Source organism: Streptomyces sp. NPDC001056, assembly GCF_053598955.1.
In genome coordinates this window covers 51206-70562 of the sequence record NZ_JBSFLI010000039.1, presented here as the reverse complement: position 1 = coordinate 70562, position 19357 = coordinate 51206, and the positions used below count along the sequence as shown (strand labels likewise).

At 71.6% G+C, this 19357-nt stretch carries 15 protein-coding genes; 4 read left to right on the top strand and 11 right to left on the bottom strand.

Annotation, left to right across the window (positions count from 1 at the left end; translation table 11 throughout):
- Positions 1-174: 174 nt before the first annotated feature.
- From ACWDD7_RS32350 to ACWDD7_RS32335, 4 genes are all read right to left on the bottom strand, one after another.
- The gene (locus ACWDD7_RS32350; protein WP_392216819.1) at positions 175-1602 is read right to left on the bottom strand and encodes a methylaspartate mutase; all 1428 of its coding nucleotides are present in this window, start codon (positions 1600-1602) and stop codon (positions 175-177) included.
- Positions 1599-2033 carry a cobalamin-dependent protein gene (locus tag ACWDD7_RS32345; RefSeq protein ID WP_351878316.1) on the bottom strand — a complete coding sequence of 145 codons (435 nt, stop codon included), beginning with the start codon at positions 2031-2033 and terminating at the stop codon, positions 1599-1601. Before ACWDD7_RS32345 ends, ACWDD7_RS32350 begins: the two co-directional genes overlap by 4 nt.
- A gap of 108 nt (positions 2034-2141) precedes the next feature.
- On the bottom strand, positions 2142-3362 hold the full coding sequence (locus tag ACWDD7_RS32340; RefSeq protein ID WP_351878314.1) for a fatty acid desaturase: 1221 nt from the start codon (positions 3360-3362) through the stop codon (positions 2142-2144).
- Between the two features lie 218 nt (positions 3363-3580).
- Positions 3581-3910 carry a helix-turn-helix domain-containing protein gene (locus ACWDD7_RS32335; protein WP_392216817.1) on the bottom strand — a complete coding sequence of 110 codons (330 nt, stop codon included), beginning with the start codon at positions 3908-3910 and terminating at the stop codon, positions 3581-3583.
- Between the two features lie 324 nt (positions 3911-4234).
- Between ACWDD7_RS32335 and ACWDD7_RS32330 the strand changes: the two genes are divergently transcribed.
- Both ACWDD7_RS32330 and ACWDD7_RS32325 read left to right on the top strand, forming a co-directional pair.
- On the top strand, positions 4235-8272 hold the full coding sequence (locus ACWDD7_RS32330) for a type I polyketide synthase (RefSeq protein WP_450459997.1): 4038 nt from the start codon (positions 4235-4237) through the stop codon (positions 8270-8272).
- Positions 8273-8440: 168 nt separating this feature from the next.
- A complete protein-coding gene (locus ACWDD7_RS32325; protein WP_450459996.1) occupies positions 8441-9073 on the top strand; it encodes a TetR/AcrR family transcriptional regulator in 633 nt (210 codons plus the stop codon).
- 48 nt (positions 9074-9121) lie between these two features.
- Here ACWDD7_RS32325 and ACWDD7_RS32320 read toward each other — a convergent pair whose 3' ends face one another.
- The 3 genes from ACWDD7_RS32320 to ACWDD7_RS32310 form a co-directional block, all read right to left on the bottom strand.
- Positions 9122-10027 (bottom strand): ADP-ribosylglycohydrolase family protein, encoded by a 906-nt coding sequence (locus ACWDD7_RS32320; RefSeq protein ID WP_450459995.1) that lies wholly within the window; start codon positions 10025-10027, stop codon positions 9122-9124.
- Positions 10028-10039: 12 nt separating this feature from the next.
- The gene (locus ACWDD7_RS32315; protein WP_392216811.1) at positions 10040-10699 is read right to left on the bottom strand and encodes a histidine phosphatase family protein; all 660 of its coding nucleotides are present in this window, start codon (positions 10697-10699) and stop codon (positions 10040-10042) included.
- A 106-nt stretch (positions 10700-10805) separates the two neighbouring features.
- On the bottom strand, positions 10806-11411 hold the full coding sequence (locus ACWDD7_RS32310; protein ID WP_450459994.1) for a YdbC family protein: 606 nt from the start codon (positions 11409-11411) through the stop codon (positions 10806-10808).
- A gap of 149 nt (positions 11412-11560) precedes the next feature.
- Here ACWDD7_RS32310 and ACWDD7_RS32305 point away from each other — a divergent pair, with 149 nt between their 5' ends.
- Positions 11561-12088: a TerD family protein gene (locus ACWDD7_RS32305; RefSeq protein WP_351878293.1), complete on the top strand. Its 528-nt coding sequence runs from the start codon at positions 11561-11563 to the stop codon at positions 12086-12088.
- Positions 12089-12400: 312 nt separating this feature from the next.
- Here the strand turns inward: ACWDD7_RS32305 and ACWDD7_RS32300 are convergent, their stop codons facing one another.
- Both ACWDD7_RS32300 and ACWDD7_RS32295 read right to left on the bottom strand, forming a co-directional pair.
- The gene (locus ACWDD7_RS32300; protein ID WP_450459993.1) at positions 12401-13333 is read right to left on the bottom strand and encodes a sigma-70 family RNA polymerase sigma factor; all 933 of its coding nucleotides are present in this window, start codon (positions 13331-13333) and stop codon (positions 12401-12403) included.
- A gap of 21 nt (positions 13334-13354) precedes the next feature.
- Complete coding sequence (locus tag ACWDD7_RS32295; RefSeq protein ID WP_450459992.1) at positions 13355-14584, bottom strand: NAD(P)/FAD-dependent oxidoreductase; 1230 nt, start codon at positions 14582-14584, stop codon at positions 13355-13357.
- 183 nt (positions 14585-14767) lie between these two features.
- On the opposite strand from ACWDD7_RS32295, the gene ACWDD7_RS32290 reads away from it, so the two are divergent.
- Positions 14768-15310: a GNAT family N-acetyltransferase gene (locus ACWDD7_RS32290; protein ID WP_450459991.1), complete on the top strand. Its 543-nt coding sequence runs from the start codon at positions 14768-14770 to the stop codon at positions 15308-15310.
- A gap of 67 nt (positions 15311-15377) precedes the next feature.
- Here the strand turns inward: ACWDD7_RS32290 and ACWDD7_RS32285 are convergent, their stop codons facing one another.
- Positions 15378-18281 carry a vitamin B12-dependent ribonucleotide reductase gene (locus tag ACWDD7_RS32285; RefSeq protein ID WP_450459990.1) on the bottom strand — a complete coding sequence of 968 codons (2904 nt, stop codon included), beginning with the start codon at positions 18279-18281 and terminating at the stop codon, positions 15378-15380.
- A gap of 164 nt (positions 18282-18445) precedes the next feature.
- Positions 18446-18991: a transcriptional regulator NrdR gene (gene nrdR / locus ACWDD7_RS32280; protein WP_450459989.1), complete on the bottom strand. Its 546-nt coding sequence runs from the start codon at positions 18989-18991 to the stop codon at positions 18446-18448.
- Positions 18992-19357 lie beyond the last annotated feature (366 nt).

The window sequence follows — 19357 nt, the reverse complement described above, 5'->3', positions numbered from 1 at the left end:
CGTTGCCGAACGAGGCGGTCTCCGAGGTGAAGCGGTCCCCCGTCAGCTGCATCCCGTCCCCCGAGTCCCCCGCGAACCGGATGACCACCCGGTCCAGGGTCCGGGTCCGCTGGGGCCTCCGGGTCTGTTCGAGGCTCCGCTCGCGCTGAAGTGCGGCGGGCTCCACGGCGATGGTCACGACGTCCCCTCGCGGTCGGTCTCACCGAACACGGTGAGGAAGTAGTTGATGTCTCCGGTCAGATCGGCGAGGAGCGAGCGGAGTCCGGGGTCCATGGCACCGCCGCCGGCTCGGGCGTCTCGTCGCAGCAACGCGTCGTTACGGCGCAACGCGCGCTCGGACAGCGGCAGCGACCCGGCGGACAGATAGCGGATCGCGCCCTCCGCGTCCCGCTTCGGGATGACCTCCGACTTCGCGTAACGGCTCGCGCTGAACGGGATGTCCAGCGTGCCGCGCTCCAGCGCGTCCGCCACGGCGGCCTTCAGGTCCGCCTGCTCCAGCAGGGGTTCGACGATGTCGGCCACCTCGGCGAGGATCCACTCCCGCTCCTCGGCGACCCGGTCCGCGTCCACCGCCACGAAGTCGAGCAGCGGGGAGTTGGCGCGGGCGGCGAGCCTGAGGCCCTCGATGTTGGCCCGGGTGTCGGGGATGCCGTACGCCTCCTGGTAGGTCTTGGTGATCAGCTTGGAGGCGCCGCCGAGCCGGGCGACGAGGGCACCGTAGAAGATGAGGTCCTCGGCGTGGGCGCGGCCCTTGGGGAAGACGCCCATGAACTCGTGGAAGACGGCGTGGACCTGGACGCCGGGCGGCAGATAGCGGCGGGCCAGCAGCGGGATGGTGCGCAGCGCGGCGACGTCCTGGACCAGATGACCGCTCTGCGGATAGGCGACGGAGATGCAGCGCACCCCGGCGCGGGCGGCGAGCACGGCCTCCACGACGCTGATCGCGAGGCTGATCGAGGGCGGGACCAGGACGGCCGTCAGCGTGCCGAACAGCTCCCGGTCGACGATCAGGCCGAGTTCGGCGAGCCGGCCGCAGACCCGGTCCACGTCCTCCCAGGCGGCGAGGGACTCCGCGACCGGGACGGCCTTGGAGTAGGGCAGGTTGTACGAGATGCCGCCGCCCTCGAACGAGGTGATCCCGGAGGCCACCGAGACGTCGAAGAGGGCGCGGGCGTCGGGCGAGCCGTGGCGGATCTCCAGCGGTGCGGCGACGGACTCGTTCAGGTCCCGGCCGCGCTGCCAGCCGTGGGTCACCAGCGGGTAGCCGTTGAGGTCCTTCGGGTCGCGGTTCAGGGTGCGCAGGGCCTGCTCGAACCGCTTGAGCCGGGTGTGGGAGTCGATGGTCAGGGTGAGGAGGTCAGGCGCCGCCTCGGTCTCCAGGTCCCGCAGCAGGGCCTTCATCTCCTCGTGGCCGCCGACGCCGCACCGGGGCTGGATGGCCACCCGGCCGGACTCGCGTGCGTTCTGGAGGACTTGGGCGGCGGTGGGCTTGCCGAGGCCGGCGACGTAGGCGACGGATTCCTCCAGGGAGGGCAGGGCCCGGTCGCCGTGGGGGGCCTCCCCGGCGCGGTCCGCGCCGAGGAGGACGACCTTGCTGCTCATGACACGGCCAGCAGCGGCTCGGCCGCCGGGCGGGCGGCACGCAGCTCGTCGAGGACGGCCGGCAGCGCGGCCGGGTCGCTCACGATGCGGTCGACGCCGAGCCGGTAGAGCCGCTCCAGGGCGGAGGGGTCCTTCCTGCTGCCGACCGACAGGTTCCCGCCGACGACGACGGGGCACCGGATCGCGCCCTCGGCCTTGGCGGCGGCCAGATCGCGCAGGTCCTCGTGCACATGTCCGTTGAGGCTGCCGATGACCACCGCCTCGGCATCGGGATGCTCACGGCAGGCTTCCGCGAACTCCTCGACCGGGGTGCAGGTGCCGAGATTGACGACGGTGTATCCGATACCGCGCAGGGCGTGGGCGATCAGGTGGTTGGCCACGGCGTGGGCGTCGCTCGCGGCCACTCCCAAGATGATCTTCCGCTGCTGCATGGGTACTCCTCCGGGGTGGGGGGCGGTTGGCTGGCGGTGCGGGTCGGGGTGGCAGCCGGTCGGCGGTGCTGTCCGGGGTGGTGACGGTCGGCCGGCGCGGTGCGCGTCTCAGTCGTCGAAGGCTGCGAAGAGCTCGCGCTTGCTCACCTGCGGGAGCCGGGCGATGTCGTACTCGGCCGGGTCGGCGTCCGCCAGGGAGTCGAAGACGTGGTTGATGGCGGGGACCAGGCCCCACACCTCGCGGTACTCCGGCCATCCCTTGTGGCCCGACTCGATGTCCCGCTTGCGGGCGAAGAGGTAGTCGGCCCAGTCCCGGCTGGACGGGTAGCGGTGGTGGTAGTCGTGGACCACGGTGTCGCCGGTGAGCACGAGGTAGCGGGTCGGGGCGTGCACGAAGAGCATGCGCAGCGCCCAGCGGGTCCAGGCGAGGGCGCGGCGACCGGCCGGCAGCGCCGCGGACGGCGCGGGCTCGCCGATGAAGATGGCGTTGGTCAGGCCCGCGAAGTAGTCGCGGCCGCGCCGGACTTCGGTGCCGGCCTCGGGGAAGGTGTGCTTGACGCACAGCCGCAGGGTGTTGCTGACCTGGAACAGGGGCAGCAGCGGGACGAACCACGCGAGCAACAGGGCGGGCCAGGTGCCGGTGGCGATGGTGGCGGCGGCCAGGGCCGCGTAGAGCGTCACGGCGGTGGCCTTCTCGCTGCGCGCGGCGGTGCTCCAGAAGGAGCGCACCCGGGAGACGGAGAAGGCGAGGTGGAAGCGCGGGGACAGCAGCTTGCCGGTCACCCGGCGCCACATCTGGCCCCGTGTCATCCCGGGGCGCAGTTCGAGGCTGACGAGGAACGCCTGGACGGTGGGGTCGCGCAGCGTCATGTGATGGGCGGCGTGGTGGTCGCTGACGTGTTCACGGCTGTAGCGCTCGAAGTTCTGGATGACCAGCAGGCTGGAGATGGCCCGTCCGATGGCGGTGTCCAGCCGCCTGCGCCGGTACATGTTCCGGTGCGAGCACTGGTGGTAGACCATCATGCGCAGGTTGCGCAGTCCGTGCAGGGTCAGTGCCCAGCCGGGCAGCAGGGCGAGGAGCCACCAGCCGCCGAGCGCCCAGGCGGCCGAGGAGACGGCCGCGCCGGCGAGCATCGCGAAGGCCGCCGCCGCCAGGTGGAAGGTGGGGGTCCACGGCAGCCGGGTCTGCTCGGCCAGCGGTTTGCCGGTGAGGACGGTGAGCGGGTACTGGAGGAAACCGGGCAGGGCCCGCATGGTTTCCCGGGGGTCGGCGGGTTCGGGAGCACCGTCCGAACGGGCGCTCCTGATCTCGACATCGGTGAGGGACACGCGTCATCTCCTTGTCCGGGGAGTGTGCGTTCCAGCAGCGCAGGCCGAAATGGCTGCGGAATTCCGCGAGGGAATGGGAAAGAGAACTCTGCCGACGGCGTACTACGGGTGACGCCGCGGCAACAGGCGGACCAGGAGGGCATGATGAGTCCCCTGGCCGCCTCGGGGACGGCTCAGCCGCTCCGACGCGATCCGGAGTGGTGCGCCGGGAACCATTTCTATCCCGAGTGCCGCGGGCTGTGAATTGGACTTTCGTTCATGACGCGGTAGGCGTGTGCGACGAGACCAGCCTGCAGCCGGGATTCCACCCGGAGTTTGCTGAGGACCTGGGCCACATGTGCCTTGACGGTGCGCTCGGTCACCCGGAGCCGTGTGGCGATGCTGCGGTTGGAATGGCCGGCGCCGAGCATCAGGAACACCTGGTGCTCGCGCGCCGAGAGGTCGACGACCCCGGCGAGCGCGTCCGACCAGTCGGGCAGCGCGTCGACGGGATCGGTGCCGTAACCGGCGTACGCGACGACTCCGGACCTTAACGGCGCATCAGACATCTCGCTCCCCCGTCGTGGTCTGCTGATCATTCATAAACGCAGAGACAAGAGTAGACTTCCATGCATAAGAAGACGCAAGTACAAGTTCTCGGTGATCTGGATCACAGTACAGAGGCCGCAAAACAGGGACATGTAGGAACGAAACACCGCAGCCCGTCTCGCGTATTGAGACAGGTCTTGAGACGCGGTCATGAGCCTCTGGTCAATCTTGGTTGGCGGTGTAACTTTGCATCGCACTTGCACCGCGCACCTCAACCCGCCCTGCCCTCCCACGGCGAGGCGGTCGTGTTTGTTCTCATCGGCTCTGATCGAAGGTGAACGTACGTGGAGCGCTTCCCGTGCGCAGGTGGCGCCCCCATTGCCGTCGTCGGTATGGGGTGCCGTTTTCCTCGCGCCAACAACACCGAGGAATTCTGGGATCTCCTGATGGCCAACTCCCAGGCCGTCTCCCGGATCCCCGAGGACCGATTCAACATCGACGACCATTACGCCGGCCGGTCACCCTCCCCGGGAAAGACCGTGTCCCGGGACGGCGGTTTCCTCGACGACGCGTTCTCGTTCGACGCGGGATTCTTCGGGATTTCGCCGGTCGAGGCCAGAAGCATGGACCCCCAGCAACGAATCCTGCTGCACGTCGTATGGGAGGCACTGGAATCGGCGGGAATCGCGCCGGCCGGCCTGGCTGGTTCCCGCACCGGTGTCTTCGTCGGACAGGCCACCGCCGAGTACGGCGAGTCCGGCCGCCCGGAGGAGGGCCCGGGAGTCCGCGACACCGTGGGCGGCCGCCTGCGGGCGGTCACCGCCGGCCGGGTCTCCTACGCGCTCGACCTGCGCGGCCCGAGCCTGGTGCTGGACACCGCGTGCTCCTCCTCGCTGGTGGCCGTGCACGCCGCCCGGCAGAGCCTGTTGACCGGGGAGAGCAGCCTGGCCATCGCGGCGGGCGTCAACATCATCGTGTCCCCGCAGGACTCCATCGCCTACTCGCAGGGCGGCATGCTGTCCCCGGACGGGCGGTGCCGGTTCGGGGACGCCTCGGCCGACGGGTTCGTGCGCAGCGAGGGCGTCGGCGCGGTCGTCCTCAAGCCGCTGCCGGACGCGCTGCGCGACGGCGACCCCGTGCTCGCCCTGCTGCTCGGCAGCGCCGTCACCAACGACGGCCAGGGCAGCGGGCTGTTGCTGAAGCCCGCGGTCTCCGGCCAGGCCCAGATGCTCCGCGACGCCTGCCGCAGCGCGGGCATCGAACCGGCCCAGCTGGACTACGTCGAGGCACACGGCACCGGGACGCCCACCGGCGACACCGTGGAACTGCGGGCGCTGGCGGAGGCGGCGGGCGGCGAACGGCCGCTGCGCTGCGGCTCGGTGAAGACCAACATCGGGCACGCCGAGGCCGCCGCGGGCATCGCCGGACTGATCAAGACGGTGCTGATCGCCCGCCACGGCGTCATCCCCGCCTCCCTGCACCTGTCCGACCCGCACCCGCTGCTCACCGGCGAGCGGCCGGCCGTCCGCGTCGTCACCGAGAACACCCCGCTCGCCAAGGCCGGCCCCCAGGGGCTGCTGGGCGTCAGTTCCTTCGGCCTGTCCGGCACCAACGCCCATGTGGTCGTGGGCGAGTTCGTCGACGACCGGCACCCGGCCGAGCAGCGGGCGCCCGAGGGTCCCCACCTCCTGGTCCTGTCCGCCCGCTCGGCCGCCGCGCTGCGCCGGCTGGCGGGGTCGTACGCGGATCACCTCGGTCCGGACGGCGCGGGCCGCGACCAGGCGCTCGGCGCCATCTGCGCCACCGCGGCGACCCGCCGCGACGCGGGCCCGCACCGGCTGTGGGCCACCGGCACCTCGCACGACGAACTGGCCACCGCGCTGCGGGCCCTGGCGGACGGTGAGCAGACCGCCGACGGCGGCTTCGGCGAGGCGGGCTTCAGCGGCCCCCGCCGCACCGTCTTCGTCTTCTCCGGTCAGGGCTCGCAGTGGCTCGGCATGGGCCGCGGGCTGCTCGCCTCGAACGAGACCTTCCGCACCGCGCTGCGCGCCTGCGACGAGGCCGTCCGCGAGGAACTCGGCTGGTCGGTCGAGAAGTTGCTGACCCGGGACACCGACCGCTTCCCCGGCGGGGTGGAGATCGTCCAGCCCACCCTGTGGGCGGTGCAGGTGGCCCTGGCGGCGGCCTGGCGGGACCTCGGCGTGGAGCCGGAGATGTGTGTCGGGCACAGCATGGGGGAGGTGGCGGCGGCCTGCGTCAGCGGCGCGCTGTCGCTGCGGGACGCTGCCGCGGTGATCTGCCGTCGCAGCCGGCTGATGCGGCGCGTGGCGGGCGGGGGCGCCATGCTCGTCGTGGAGCTGTCCGCCGACCGGGCCCACGAGGCCGTCTCCCGGACCCCCTCGGTGTGCGTGGCCGCCGAGAACTCCCCCACCTGCACGGTGCTCGCGGGCGACCCGGACGCCCTCGCCGACCTCTCGGCCCGCCTGGAGGCGGACGGCGTGCTGTGCCGGCTGGTGGACGTCGACGTGGCCTCGCACTCACCGCAGATGCGCCCGCTGCACGCGGAACTGGCCGCCGATCTCGCCCACTTGACCCCGATGTCGGCCCATACCGGACTGTTCTCCACCGTCCGCCGCACGCCGTTGGCGGGGCCCGAACTGGACGCCGGGTACTGGGCGGACAACCTGTGCGAACCCGTGCGGTTCCGCGCGGCGGTCCGACAACTCGCCGCCGGGAAGGAGGCGTCGGAGAACGTCTTCCTGGAGATCAGTCCCCACCCGGTGCTCACCTCCTCGGTCGTCGACACCCTCGCCCACGACGGGGCGCCCGGCACCGCCGTGCCCTCGTTGCGCCGCAACACCGACGAGGCGGCCGAACTCCTGCGTGCGGCGGGCCGGTTCTTCGCGGCGGGCGGCCGGGTGGACTGGACACGGTGGTACGGCCATCCCGTGCGGCCGGTGCCCCTCCCCCACTACCCGTGGGAGCGCACCGAGTTCCGGCAGGCGCAGGCCGCCCCGCGCCCGGCGTCGAGCGTCCTGACCGGCCGGGTGGAGCTGGGCCGGTGGGGCATCGCCACGTGGGCGGAGCAGCTCAGTGTGGCCGGAACGACCGTCCTGCCGCCGGCCGTCCAGGTCGCCGCCGTCCTCGACACGGCCGCGCGCAACCTTCCCGGGACGTTCGCGGTCCGGGATTTACGGCTCGCCCCCGCCCCGGTCCTCCTCCCGGACCCCGGCGCGGCCGTGCTCGCCGTCGCCCTGGAACGGTCCGGCGACTCCTGGCGGGCGGTCGTGGAACTGGAGCAGCCGGACGGTGCCGAGCGGGTCTTCTGCTCCTCCGCGTCACTGTGCCCGGTGGACGACAGCGCCGGGCGCCGGGCGCCGCGCGCGCTGGACGACGCCCTGGCCCGCTGCCACGGATACCTGTCCGCCGCCGGATTCCGCGAACTGGCGGGCGGCTACGGGCTGGAGATCGGCGAGGCGTCCGGCGCGGTGGAGCAGCTGTGGCGCCGACGCGGTGAGGCGGTGGCGCGGATCCGGCCGGCCAAACCGGCACCCGGGCTGTGGGAGACGGCGCTGCTCCCGCTGGTGGCGGCCTGGCCCGAGGCGCGGCGCGCCGACGAGGAGGACCGCGGCTTCCTGCCCACCGGCATCGACAGCGTCCAGCTCTACGGCGAGTTGCCGGACGACTTCTGGAGCCTGGCCGTCGTCATCCCCGGGCCCGATACGGGCCAGGTGCGCGGCGAGGTGCTGGTGCTCGACGGGGACGGACGGGTGCTGGCGGAGTTCAACGGGATCACCCTGCGCCGCCCGGGACACCCCGGACGACCGGAGCGCCCGGCGGCCTCCCTGGTCCGCGCGCTGCCGGCCCGGCTGGGCGCGCCCCGGCTCGGGCCCGCGCGCCCGCTGCTGTCCCGGTTCGCCACGCTGATCCGGCCACCGGCGGCCCGGCGGGGACTCCGGCTCGGCGGCAACCCGGCGGAGCCGACCGCGCCGCGCCGGGCGGAGCACCGGGCCGCGACCACGGCCCCGACCCCGACCCCGACCCCGGCCCCGGCGGTGACCACCGCGCACACCGACCCGGCACACGTGGTCACCGCGAACACCGGCACCGCGCACCGGGTCACCGCCCACACCGAGCGCCCGACCGCGTCCCCCGCCGACGCCGTCCTCGCCGCCGCCTCCGAGGTGCTCGGTGTCGCGCGGGCCGATCTCGACCCGCGCCGGTCGCTGCGTGATCTCGGGCTCGACTCGCTCATGGCGCTCCAGCTGCGCAAAGAGCTGAAGACCGGCTGCGGCGTGGACATCACCGCGGGACGGCTGCTGGGCGCGGAGAGCCTGGAGCGGATCGCGCGCAGCCTGACGGTGGAGGCCGCGCCCGTGTAGGCCGGGCCGGGCAGCAGCGTTCACCGGGGCCGTCGCGTCGAACTGGCGTGACGGCCCCGGCACTTATCGTGAAGTCGAACTCGCTCCCATAGTTAGACTGTGGTATAAAAATCGTGTCGAAGCCTCGATACTTCCAGTCGTTGTCAGGCCCGTGAAGCGGAGATGAACATGGCTCCTGGTCCGTCAGGCGGGACGCAGTCGCCCGGTCGACGCGAACGCAACAAGCAGCGCGTCAAAGAACGCCTCTACTCATCCGCGCTGGCCCTGTTCACCGAGCAGGGCTACGACCGCACATCGGTGGACGAGATCGCCGAACGCGCCGATGTCGCCCGGGGCACCTTCTTCAACTACTTCCAGCGCAAGGAAGACGTCATCAGCGCCTGGGGGGAGGAGCGGCGAACCAAGTTGCTCAACTATCTGGAACGGGAAGACCCCCACACCTCGCACGCCGTCGCCCAGCTGGTGCGGTGCATGTCGGTGCTGGCCCGGATCAACGAGGAGGAGCAGGAGGTCACCGCGGCCATGCTCTCCGCGTGGGTGAAGGCCGGGCGGCCGCTGAGCGAGGAACCGTACGTCGCCCAGATATTCGCCGACATCATCGAGTCCGGCGCCCGCTCCGGTGAACTCGCCCCCGGCCTCGTGCCCGAACGCGTCGGCAACCTCCTGCGGGACGTCTACTTCGGCGCGCTCTACCGCTGGTCGCAGCACGCGCAGAGCGGCAGGACGGGCGAACTGGACGACGAGCTCCAGGCGGTCCTGAAGGTACTGCTGCACGGCATCGCCACCGTGGAGCACGTCTGACCGGTCCAAGTCCCCTTCGGGTACGGCTGGTCGGGTGCGCCGCGCCCGTCAGAGCGCTCGCGGCACCCAGTCGGGCAACGCCTCCGCCCGCTGCGCCCACTCGGCGGGCGGTGCCCCCGCCTCGCTCGCGGCGAGCACGCCGCCCACGATCGCGCAGGTGGTGTCCACATCCCCGCCCACCTGGGCCGTCGTCCAGAACGCCGTCTCGAAGTCGCCGAGGCCCCGCGCGGCGGACCACAGGGCGAAGGGCACGGTGTCATGGGCCGTCCTGCGGCGGCCGCAGCCCAGCACGGCGGCGACCGTGACGGCGTCGCCGTAGTCCAGCATGTCCCGGGCGCGACGCAGGCCCTGGCCGACCGCGCTCTTCGGGACCAGCGCGATCACGCCGTCGAGGAGTGCCTCGGGCGCGGGCGGGCCGTCCGGCGAACCGACGAGCGCCGCGGCCGCGGCCACCGCCATGGCGCCGACGACCGCCTCCCGGTGCTGGTGCGTGGGGTAGGCCGAGATCTCCGACTGGTGGGTGGCCTGCTCGGGGTCGTCCGCGTACCAGGCACCCAGGGGCGCGGTCCGCATCGCCGCGCCGCTGCCCCAGGAGCCCCGCCCGTGGAAGAGGGCGGCGGCGGGCCCGCGCCAGTCCTCGCCCTGGCGGACGAGGCTCAGCAGCCGGCTCGCCGTGGGGCCGTAGCCCCGGTCCGGGTCGTGGTGGTCGGCCAGGGAACGGGCCAGGGCGTCCTGGTCGATGCGCTGGTGCGCGGCGAGCACGGCGACCACGGAGCAGGCCATCTCGGTGTCGTCGGTCCACGGCCAGGGCCCGGCCGGCAGCTCGCGGCGCTTCAGCAGGGCGTGATGGGCGGGGACGAAGAACTGGGCGCCCAGGGCGTCCCCGACGGCCAGTCCACGCAGGCTCGCCAGGGCACGCTCATGGCGTCCGCGGGGGGAGGAGTGTGCGGTCATCGCTCCGCCACTCTATCCGGTGGCCCAGTCCGGCACCGGATCACGCCAGCGCGCGAAGGGCCGGTCGAGTGTGTAGCGGCCGTCCTCGCCGAGCACCAGCATCCGCATCTCGGCGTTGCCCGGGTTGGACAGCGACTCGAATTCCGCGACGGTCCAGTGGAACCAGCGCATGCAGAACAGCCGCATCGCGAGCCCATGGGTCACCAGGAGCACGTTGGGCGGGTGGTCGGGGGCCTCGAAGCTGCGGAACAGACTCTCCAGGAAGCCGCCGACCCGGTCGTAGACGTCGGCGCCGGACTCGCCCTGCGGGAACCGGAAGAAGAAGTGGCCGTAGGCGTCCCGGTACGCCTTCTGCAGGCGTACGTCGTCGCGGTCCTGCCAGTTGCCCCAGTCCTGCTCGCGCAGCCGGGGCTCCTCGCGGACGCGTATGAGGTCGGGGTCGAGCCGGAAGGCGCGGAGGGTCTCGTGGGTACGGCGGTAGGGGGAGACGTACACGCTCACGCGTTCGGAGCCGAACAGCTCCCGGAGGTGTTCGCCGGTCTCCTCGGCCTGCCGCCGGCCGAGCTCGGTCAGCGCCAGGGCGTGGTCCGGTTCGCGCTCGTACACGGAGTCGTCGGTGTTCCCCGTCGACTCGCCGTGCCGGACAAGGACGATGCGCCGTGGTCGTGCCATGCCGAAACCCTAGAGCGAGCCGCCGCGAACCGAGCACCCGTACCGGTCCCGTACGGCGTAGATCACAGGTTCGGTTACCGGACCGACCGGCCGGAATCCCGGGGTGCTAGACCGTCCACGTCGGCTCCAGGTCCACGATGTCGCCGGAGAGGGCCGCGATGTCGGCCTCGGTCTGGGCGCGCAGGGCGAGGCGTTCCACCCGTTCGGTGCGGTACTTGCCGTGCTCGGCGGCCGCCCGCCACATCGACAGGATCAGGAACTCCTGCTCCGGGGCCTCGGCGAACATGCCGCGGATCATGCCGGGCGAGCCCGCCATGGCGGGGTTCCAGACCTTCTCCTGCATGAGGGTGAAGTGTTCGACCCGCTCCTCGTGGACCCGGCACAGGGCGAGTCTGACCAGGTCGGAGTCGGTGAAGCGGGGCTCGAAGCCGGTCTTCACGTCGAAGCGGTACTCGAACAGCTTGACCTGGGCGTCCTTGAAGGTGCCGACCTGGGCGGCCGCCAGCCGGTCGTGGGAGCGGGCCATGAAGGAGTCGTAGAAGGCGCGGCTCTCCCAGAAGGCGACGATGTGCGCCACCTCCGGCCGCCGCCGGCTCCAGCCCCCGCCCTGTCCCCGGAAACCCGGCTCTCCCGGGAGCCCCGCCCATTTCCGCTGCCCCCGCTCGAACCCCCGGCGGTCCACCACGGTGCAGCGAATCCACTTGACCAGCACCGCGCCATCGTAAGGCCACCGGGCGTGGCGCCGGTCACGCTCCGGTGGAGTTCGTCCGCGCGCAGGGACCCGTGTACATGGCACGATGGGCAAGAATCCCCGACCGAACGGGAGTTGGGGACGCGGTGCCACAGGGAAGGGGAGGCCCGGTGACCGGTTTCAGCAAGGGGATGCGCAAGGTCGAGGTCGCAGTCAAGTGGGACCCCAGTCCCACGGGTACGGCGCCCACCGATCTCGACATCATCGCCGCGACGTTCGAAGCGCGCGACCCGTACGGTGCCCCGGCCTATCTGGTGCACTTCGACAGCCGTTCGCCCGACGGCACGATCTTCCTCAACCGCGACAGCACCGACGGCCGGGGCTTCGGCTGGGACGAGGTCATGACCCTGGAGGTCGACCGGCTCAGCGAGCGCTTCGCCCGCGTGGTGGTGGGCGTCGTCATCCAGCAGCAGCCCGCCCGGCGGACGTTCTCGGGTGTGCTCAACCCGGCGATGCGCGTGCGCGAGGGCTACACCGTCCTGTCCGAGGACGACTTCACCTCGGTGCACGACGCCACGGCCGCCATCATCGCCGAGTTCGTCCGCAACGACTCCGGCGAGTGGATCTTCCACCCCGGCGTCCGCGGCTTCCACGAGGACCCGGAGACCTTCACCCGCGTCATGGGCCGCGCCCGCTGACGGCACGGGCGTGCGCTGCCAGGACCGTGCGCGGGTGGCGGGTGAGGGTGAGCCCCATCCACGCCGGACGGCTGCCGCACGCCTTCCGGCCCCGCGCGGCGGCCACCGCCAAACGGCCGGACCAGAGGGATGTCCGCGCCGGTCCCGACCGCCGCGACCGGCGCCAGGCCGACCGTGACCGAGCACCGGTCGGCCCTGTGCCCGGCTCTCCCGGGCCGACCGCTTCGCGCGACGCACCGCTCAAGCACCCGCGCCATGCCCTCACCGCCGCGACGAGGCCCCGAATGGTGCCGCCCCTTCTTCACGCTCTGATCAGGCCGCGTCCGGGTCGCGCCTCCGCCAGGCTTCGGCGACGCGTGCGAGACGGGCGGGGGCGGCGATGCCGCGCACGGTGGCGATCCTGCCGCCGGCGATGTCGAACGTGACCGCGCCGACGACGTGGTCGCCGAGCACGAAGAGGAGGGCGGGGGCGCCGTTGACGACCGCGTGGTGGGCGGTGGGCGGGCCGCCGACGAGCCAGCGCTTCGCCGGGGCGGGCTTGAAGCCGGCCCGTGCGACAGCGGCGACACGCTGCGGGGTGTCGTACCGCAGCAGCTTGCCGACCGGGCCGGCACCGTTGGAGTCGGAGACCGCGGTCGCGTCGTCGGTGAGCAGCGCGACCAGGCGTTCGGTGCGTCCCGACGAGGCGGCGGCGAGGAACTCCTCGACGATCCTGCGGGCGGATGCCGGATCGACCTCGCCCCCGCCTCCACGGCGCGCGGTGGTGATGCGCCGTCGAGCCCGGTGGAAGTGCTGCTGGCTTGCCGTTTCGGTGATGTCGAGGATCTCGGCGATCTCGGCGTGGCTGTCGGAGAATGCCTCGCGCAGCACGTAGACGGCCCGCTCGACGGGTGACAGGCGCTCCATGAGCGTCAGCACGGCCAGGGAGACCGATTCGCGCTGCTCGAAAGTGTCGGCCGGGCCGAGCATCGGGTCGCCGTCGAGGAGCGGTTCGGGCAGCCAGGCGCCGACGCTGCGTTCGCGGCGGGCGTGCGCCGAGCGGAGCCGGTCGAGGCACAGGTTGGTGACGACCTTGGTCAGCCACGCCTCCGGCACCGTGATCCGCCGCCGGTCGGCGGCCTGCCGGCGCAGGAACGCGTCCTGCACGGCGTCCTCGGCGTCGGTGGCGGAGCCCGGCAGCCGGTACGCCAGCGAGGCCAGCCGGTCCCGGCTCGCCTCGAAGCGATCAGTGGCGGTGCCGTCCACGCGGATCGCCCTGCGAGACGGCTACGCGGCCGCCTTGTCGGCGTGCGCGGCCGTCTGCCCGGCGGACGCATCCGGCGCGGGGACCAGGCGAAGCTTGCGCCTCGGCAGTCCGAAGGTCGGGTGCGCGCCGGCCCACAGCGACATCCGGAGGATGCCCGCCTTGATCCGCGCGGCCTTCCGTCCACCCGTGTACTTCGGCTTCGCCTGCCCTTGGTCGTCGACCCTCTGCAGGATCCCGTCCCGCCGCCCGAGGCTGATGTGGTTGCCCGGGTAGTCCAGCTTGGTGTTCGCGATCGCGCGGCCGGTCAGGCGTCCCACGATCGCGGCCACGGCCTGCATGCCGGTGTAGCCGGCCGAGGCGCAGGACATGGGCAGCGGCCGGCCGTTGTCGCCGATGGCGTAGGCGCTGTCACCGACGGCGTAGACGTTCGGGTACGACGTCGACCGCATGGTGCGATCGACGACGATCCGGCCGTTCCCGGTGACCTCCAGCCCGCCGGCGGCGGCGATGGGGTCGACCGCGAACCCGGCCGTCCACACGGTCGCGTCGGACGCCAGGGCGGTGCCGTCGGCGCACACCACCCGCGTCGCTTCGACGGCTTCGACGACGGTGTGCTCCAGGACGGTGACGCCCAGCCGGTCGCAGGCCCGGCGCAGGTGGCCGCGAGCCCCGGCGGACAGCCGGGCGCCCAGCTCGCCGCGGGCGACCAGCGCCACCGACACGCCGGGCCGGGACTCGGCGATCTCGGTGGCGGCCTCGATACCGGTCAGCCCGTCGCCGACGACCACCACGTTCGGGCTTTCACCCCGCCCGCCCAGGCCGTCCAGGCTGTCCAGGCGCTCGCGCAGGCGCAGCGCCGACGGCCGGGCGGCGACATCGAAGGCGTACTCGGCCGCACCGGGGACGCCGTGGTCGTCGCCGTGGCTGCCCAGCGCGTACAGGAGCGTGTCGTAGCCGAGCTCGCCGCCGCCGTCGGCATCGGCCACGGCGACGACCCGGCGCTCGGGGTCGACCGCGGTGACCCGGGCCACGCGCAGCCGTATCCCCGTGCCCGCGAACACGTCGGCGAGCGGTGGAGCCTCGATCGCCTGCCCGGCCGCGAGCTGGTGCAGCCGCAGCCGCTGGACGAAGTCCGGCACGGCGTTCACCACGGTGATCTCGGCGTCCGCCGGGGACAGTCGGCGGGCCAGGACCCCGGCCGTGTAACACCCGGCGTAGCCGGCGCCGAGGACGACGATGCGGTGCTTCATGTGATGCTCCCGTCGGTTCGCTTGCCTTCCGGTGACGTGAGCGGAACAGCGCGCCGATTCCTGACAGGAACCGAATGTGATGTGGACCACAGTGCTTCATCGTCAGGCCATGGCGAGGCCGGCGCGGGGGCCGGGTGTCCGGCGAGGATGGCGGAGGCCCCTCGCGTGGTCCAGGATGTTCGGATGGTCACGCTGGAGACTCCCCGTTTGATCCTGCGTCGCTGGCGCGAGGAAGACGTCGCGCCCATGGCTGCCATCAACGCCGACCCCGAGGTCATGCGGTGGATCCGGGACGGCAGCGTCCGCGACGAACAGCAGACTCGCGGCGGGATCCGGGCATGGGAGAGCGAGTGGGAGTCGCGGGGCTTCGGCCTGTTCGCCGTGGAGATCCGGTCCACTGGCGAGCTGGCCGGGTTCACCGGCCTCTCGGTGCCCGACTTCTTGCCGGAGGTACTGCCGGCGGTCGAGGTCGGCTGGCGGCTGGGGCGTTCCCACTGGGGGCAGGGCCTGGCCACCGAGGCCGCCGCGGCCGCTGTGCGGTTCGGGTTCGAAGAGCGGGGGCTGGAGCGGATCGTCAGCATCGCTCAGGTGGGCAACGACGCCTCCGAACGGATCATGACCAAGCTGGGGATGCGTCCGGTCCGTGAGACCGTCAATCCCACCGGCGGTCGGCGTGTACGGGTGTTCGAGTTGTCGTCGGACCAGTACGCCACAAGCACTCGTTGACGGACGACGGGGAGGGGCGCCGGCCCAAGGCCGGCGCCCCTCACTTCAGTCTGCCGCTCGGGGAGCGTCAGCTGCAGCCGCTCGTCGAGCCGCAGCCCTCGCAGATGTAGCAGGAACCGGCGCGCTGCATCTTGGTGCCGCAGGAGAAGCAGAGCGGGGCGTCGGCCTGGATGCCCAGCTGCATCTCCACCAGTTCGGCGCTGGTGTGGGCCTGCTTAGGGGCGGGCTCGGCGGACTCGGCCTCGACCTTCGGGGCCGCGACGGCCTTCAGCTCCTGGGCGCGCGGCGCCGACTGGGCCAGGCCCTCGACATCGACCTCGTCGTCGTCGAGGGACTGCTCGTAGGAACCGGTCTCCAGGTGCCGCTGGCGCTCCTCGGCGGAGTGGATGCCGAGCGCGGAGCGGGTCTCGAAGGGCAGGAAGTCCAGCGCCAGGCGGCGGAAGATGTAGTCCACGATGGACTGCGCCATCCGCACGTCCGGGTCGTCCGTCATGCCGGCCGGCTCGAAGCGCATGTTGGTGAACTTCGAGACGTACGTCTCCAGCGGCACGCCGTACTGGAGGCCGACCGAGACCGCGATGGAGAAGGCGTCCATCATGCCCGCGAGGGTCGAACCCTGCTTGGACATCTTCAGGAAGACCTCGCCCAGGCCGTCGTCCGGGTAGGAGTTGGCGGTCATGTAGCCCTCGGCGCCGCCGACGGTGAACGACGTGGTGATGCCGGGACGACCCTTCGGGAGGCGCTTGCGGACCGGGCGGTACTCGACGACCTTCTCGACCGCGGTACGGATCGTGCCCTCGGTCTTCTCCGCGATCTCGGCCTTCTCGTCCTCCTTCTTCTTGGCGGAGAGCGGCTGGCCGACCTTGCAGTTGTCGCGGTAGATCGCGAGCGCCTTGACGCCGAGCTTCCAGGCCTCGTAGTAGATCTCCTCGACCTCCTCGACGGTCGCCGTCTCCGGCATGTTGACCGTCTTGGAGATGGCGCCGGAGATCCACGGCTGGATCGCGGCCATCATGCGGACGTGGCCCATCGGGGAGATGGCCCGCTCGCCCATGGCGCAGTCGAACACCTCGTAGTGCTCCTGCTTGAGACCGGGCGCGTCGATCACGTTGCCGTTCTCGGCGATGTGGGCGACGACCGCCTCGATCTGCTCCTCCTGGTAGCCCAGGCGGCGCAGGGCCTGCGGCACGGTGCCGTTGACGATCTGCATCGAGCCGCCGCCGACGAGCTTCTTGAACTTCACGAGCGCGAGGTCGGGCTCGACGCCGGTGGTGTCGCAGGACATCGCCAGACCGATGGTGCCGGTCGGGGCGAGCACGGACGCCTGGGAGTTGCGGAAGCCGTTCTTCTCGCCGAGGCGGATCACGTCCTGCCAGGCCTCCGTGGCGGCGGCCCACACCGAGGTGTCCAGGTCGTCCATGCGGACGGCCTTGCCGTTGGCGTCGGCGTGCTGCCGCATGACGCGCTTGTGGGCGTCGGCGTTGCGGGCGTAGCCGTCGTAGGTGCCGACGACGGCGGCCAGTTCGGCGGAGCGGCGGTAGGCGGTGCCCGTCATCAGGGAGGTGATGGCGCCGGCCAGGGCGCGGCCGCCCTCGGAGTCGTACGCGTGGCCGGTGGCCATCAGCAGGGCGCCGAGGTTGGCGTAGCCGATGCCCAGCTGGCGGAAGGCGCGGGTGTTCTCGCCGATCTTCTGGGTCGGGAAGTCCGCGAAGCAGATCGAGATGTCCATCGCGGTGATGACCAGCTCGACGACCTGCTGGAAGCGCTCGGTCTCGAAGGACTGGTGGCCCTGGCCGTCGTCCTTCAGGAACTTCATCAGGTTCAGCGAGGCCAGGTTGCAGGACGTGTTGTCCAGGTGCATGTACTCGCTGCACGGGTTCGACGCGGTGATCCGGCCGGACTCGGGGCAGGTGTGCCAGTTGTTGATCGTGTCGTCGTACTGGATGCCCGGGTCGGCGCAGGCCCACGCGGCCTCGGCGATCTTGCGGAAGAGCGCCTTGGCGTCGACCTGCTCGATGACCTCGCCGGTCATCCGGGCGCGCAGCCCGAACTCGCCGCCCGCCTCGACGGCCTTCATGAACTCGTCGTTCACGCGGACCGAGTTGTTGGCGTTCTGGTACTGGACGGAGGTGATGTCGTCCCCGCCCAGGTCCATGTCGAAGCCCGCGTCGCGCAGGACGCGGATCTTCTCCTCCTCCTTGACCTTGGTCTCGATGAAGTCCTCGATGTCGGGGTGGTCGACGTCGAGCACGACCATCTTCGCCGCGCGGCGGGTGGCACCACCGGACTTGATGGTGCCGGCGGAGGCGTCGGCGCCGCGCATGAAGGAGACCGGACCGGAGGCGTTGCCGCCGGAGGAGAGCAGCTCCTTGGAGGAGCGGATGCGGGAGAGGTTCAGGCCGGCGCCGGAACCGCCCTTGAAGATCATGCCCTCTTCCTTGTACCAGTCGAGGATCGACTCCATGGAGTCGTCGACGGACAGGATGAAGCAGGCCGAGACCTGCTGGGGCTGCGAGGTGCCGACGTTGAACCAGACCGGGCTGTTGAAGCTGAAGATCTGGTGCAGCAGCGCGTAGGCCAGCTCGTGCTCGAAGATCTCCGCGTCCGCGGGCGAGGCGAAGTACTTGTGGTCCTCACCGGCCTTCCGGTACGTCTTCACGATGCGGTCGATCAGCTGCTTGAGGCCGGTCTCGCGCTGCGGGGTGCCGACGGCACCGCGGAAGTACTTGCTGGTGACGATGTTGACCGCGTTCACCGACCAGAAGTCGGGGAACTCGACGCCACGCTGCTCGAAGTTGACCGAGCCGTCGCGCCAGTTGGTCATGACGACGTCACGGCTCACCCACGCGACCTCGTCGTACGGGTGTACGCCGGGGGTGGTGTGGATGCGCTCGATGTGCAGTCCCTTGTTTCCCGCCTTGCCGCCCTTGGCTCGGGAACCTCGTGCCGGACCGCTCGCCGTCTCTGTCATGCCGCCTCCCTGTACGGGCAAAAACGCCCTGAAGTGCCCCGATTGTTCCCGTGGCACGGTGTTCTGTCTGGTGTTGCGGGCACCCTCAGCTGCCACCCGCAACAGGTCTTCGGTCGCCGCCTCGCGGCCGGAGCCGGGGCCCTCTCCCCGTCTCCGCGCGCCGGTCAGTCGGCGGCGTGCGCGGGCCGGGGGACCTGGGTGGTCCCGCCGGTCCCGTCTTCGTCTTCCTGGCCCCCCGCGGCCGCCTCGCCTGCGGCGGGGCCGTGCGTCGTCTGCCTCAGTTCCGCGATCGCGGCCTCGAAGTCCTCAAGCGAGTCGAACGCCCGGTAGACCGAGGCGAACCGCAGATAGGCGACGAGGTCGAGCTCCTGGAGCGGACCGAGTATGGCCAGGCCCACGTCATGGGTGGTCAGCTCGGCGCTCCCGGTGGCCCGCACCGCCTCCTCGACCCGCTGGCCGAGCTGGGCGAGCGCGTCCTCGGTGACAGGCCGCCCCTGGCATGCCTTGCGCACGCCGTTGATGACCTTGGTACGGCTGAACGGCTCGGTGACCCCGGACCGCTTCACCACCATGAGCGAGCACGTCTCCACGGTCGTGAAACGACGGGAGCAGTCGGGGCACTGGCGGCGCCTGCGGATCGACGTGCCGTCGTCGGTCGTACGACTGTCGACCACACGGCTGTCGGGGTGCCTGCAGAAGGGGCAGTGCATGATCTCCAACCCTCCTCACAGCAGACTCAACAGCCTCGCCGAGCCCCAGGGGCCCCGCGAAGCAGCCCTAAGCATAGGCGATCGTGGAGCCGCCCCCGACCGAGGTCACCACAACTTGTGGGCTGCTGTAGCCATCCAACCACTAGATGTGGGGATCGACTCATTCGCCGAGGCCGGGTCGCGTGTCGCGGGAGAACGGCGCCCGAAGCGCCCTCACGGCCGTCCCGACCGCCCCGGAGCCAGACCCTCGGCACTCGCCCGCCGGCCCGACGCGGACACCGGGCCGCCGGGACACGCGGGCGCACGACCATGTCGGCATGGCTCTTACGGAGATACCGTGGGCGCCGCACGGAGGATGGGTAGGAC

Excerpts from the sequence above, each read along its gene's own strand:
- ACWDD7_RS32350 (WP_392216819.1), bottom strand. The coding sequence starts at position 1,602 with ATGAGCAGCAAGGTCGTCCTCCTCGGCGCGGACCGCGCCGGGGAGGCC.
- ACWDD7_RS32345 (WP_351878316.1), bottom strand. The coding sequence starts at position 2,033 with ATGCAGCAGCGGAAGATCATCTTGGGAGTGGCCGCGAGCGACGCCCAC.
- ACWDD7_RS32335 (WP_392216817.1), bottom strand. The coding sequence starts at position 3,910 with ATGTCTGATGCGCCGTTAAGGTCCGGAGTCGTCGCGTACGCCGGTTAC.
- ACWDD7_RS32325 (WP_450459996.1), top strand. The coding sequence starts at position 8,441 with ATGGCTCCTGGTCCGTCAGGCGGGACGCAGTCGCCCGGTCGACGCGAA.
- ACWDD7_RS32320 (WP_450459995.1), bottom strand. The coding sequence starts at position 10,027 with ATGACCGCACACTCCTCCCCCCGCGGACGCCATGAGCGTGCCCTGGCG.
- ACWDD7_RS32315 (WP_392216811.1), bottom strand. The coding sequence starts at position 10,699 with ATGGCACGACCACGGCGCATCGTCCTTGTCCGGCACGGCGAGTCGACG.
- ACWDD7_RS32295 (WP_450459992.1), bottom strand. The coding sequence starts at position 14,584 with ATGAAGCACCGCATCGTCGTCCTCGGCGCCGGCTACGCCGGGTGTTAC.
- ACWDD7_RS32290 (WP_450459991.1), top strand. The coding sequence starts at position 14,768 with ATGGTCACGCTGGAGACTCCCCGTTTGATCCTGCGTCGCTGGCGCGAG.
- ACWDD7_RS32285 (WP_450459990.1), bottom strand. The coding sequence starts at position 18,281 with ATGACAGAGACGGCGAGCGGTCCGGCACGAGGTTCCCGAGCCAAGGGC.
- nrdR (WP_450459989.1), bottom strand. The coding sequence starts at position 18,991 with ATGCACTGCCCCTTCTGCAGGCACCCCGACAGCCGTGTGGTCGACAGT.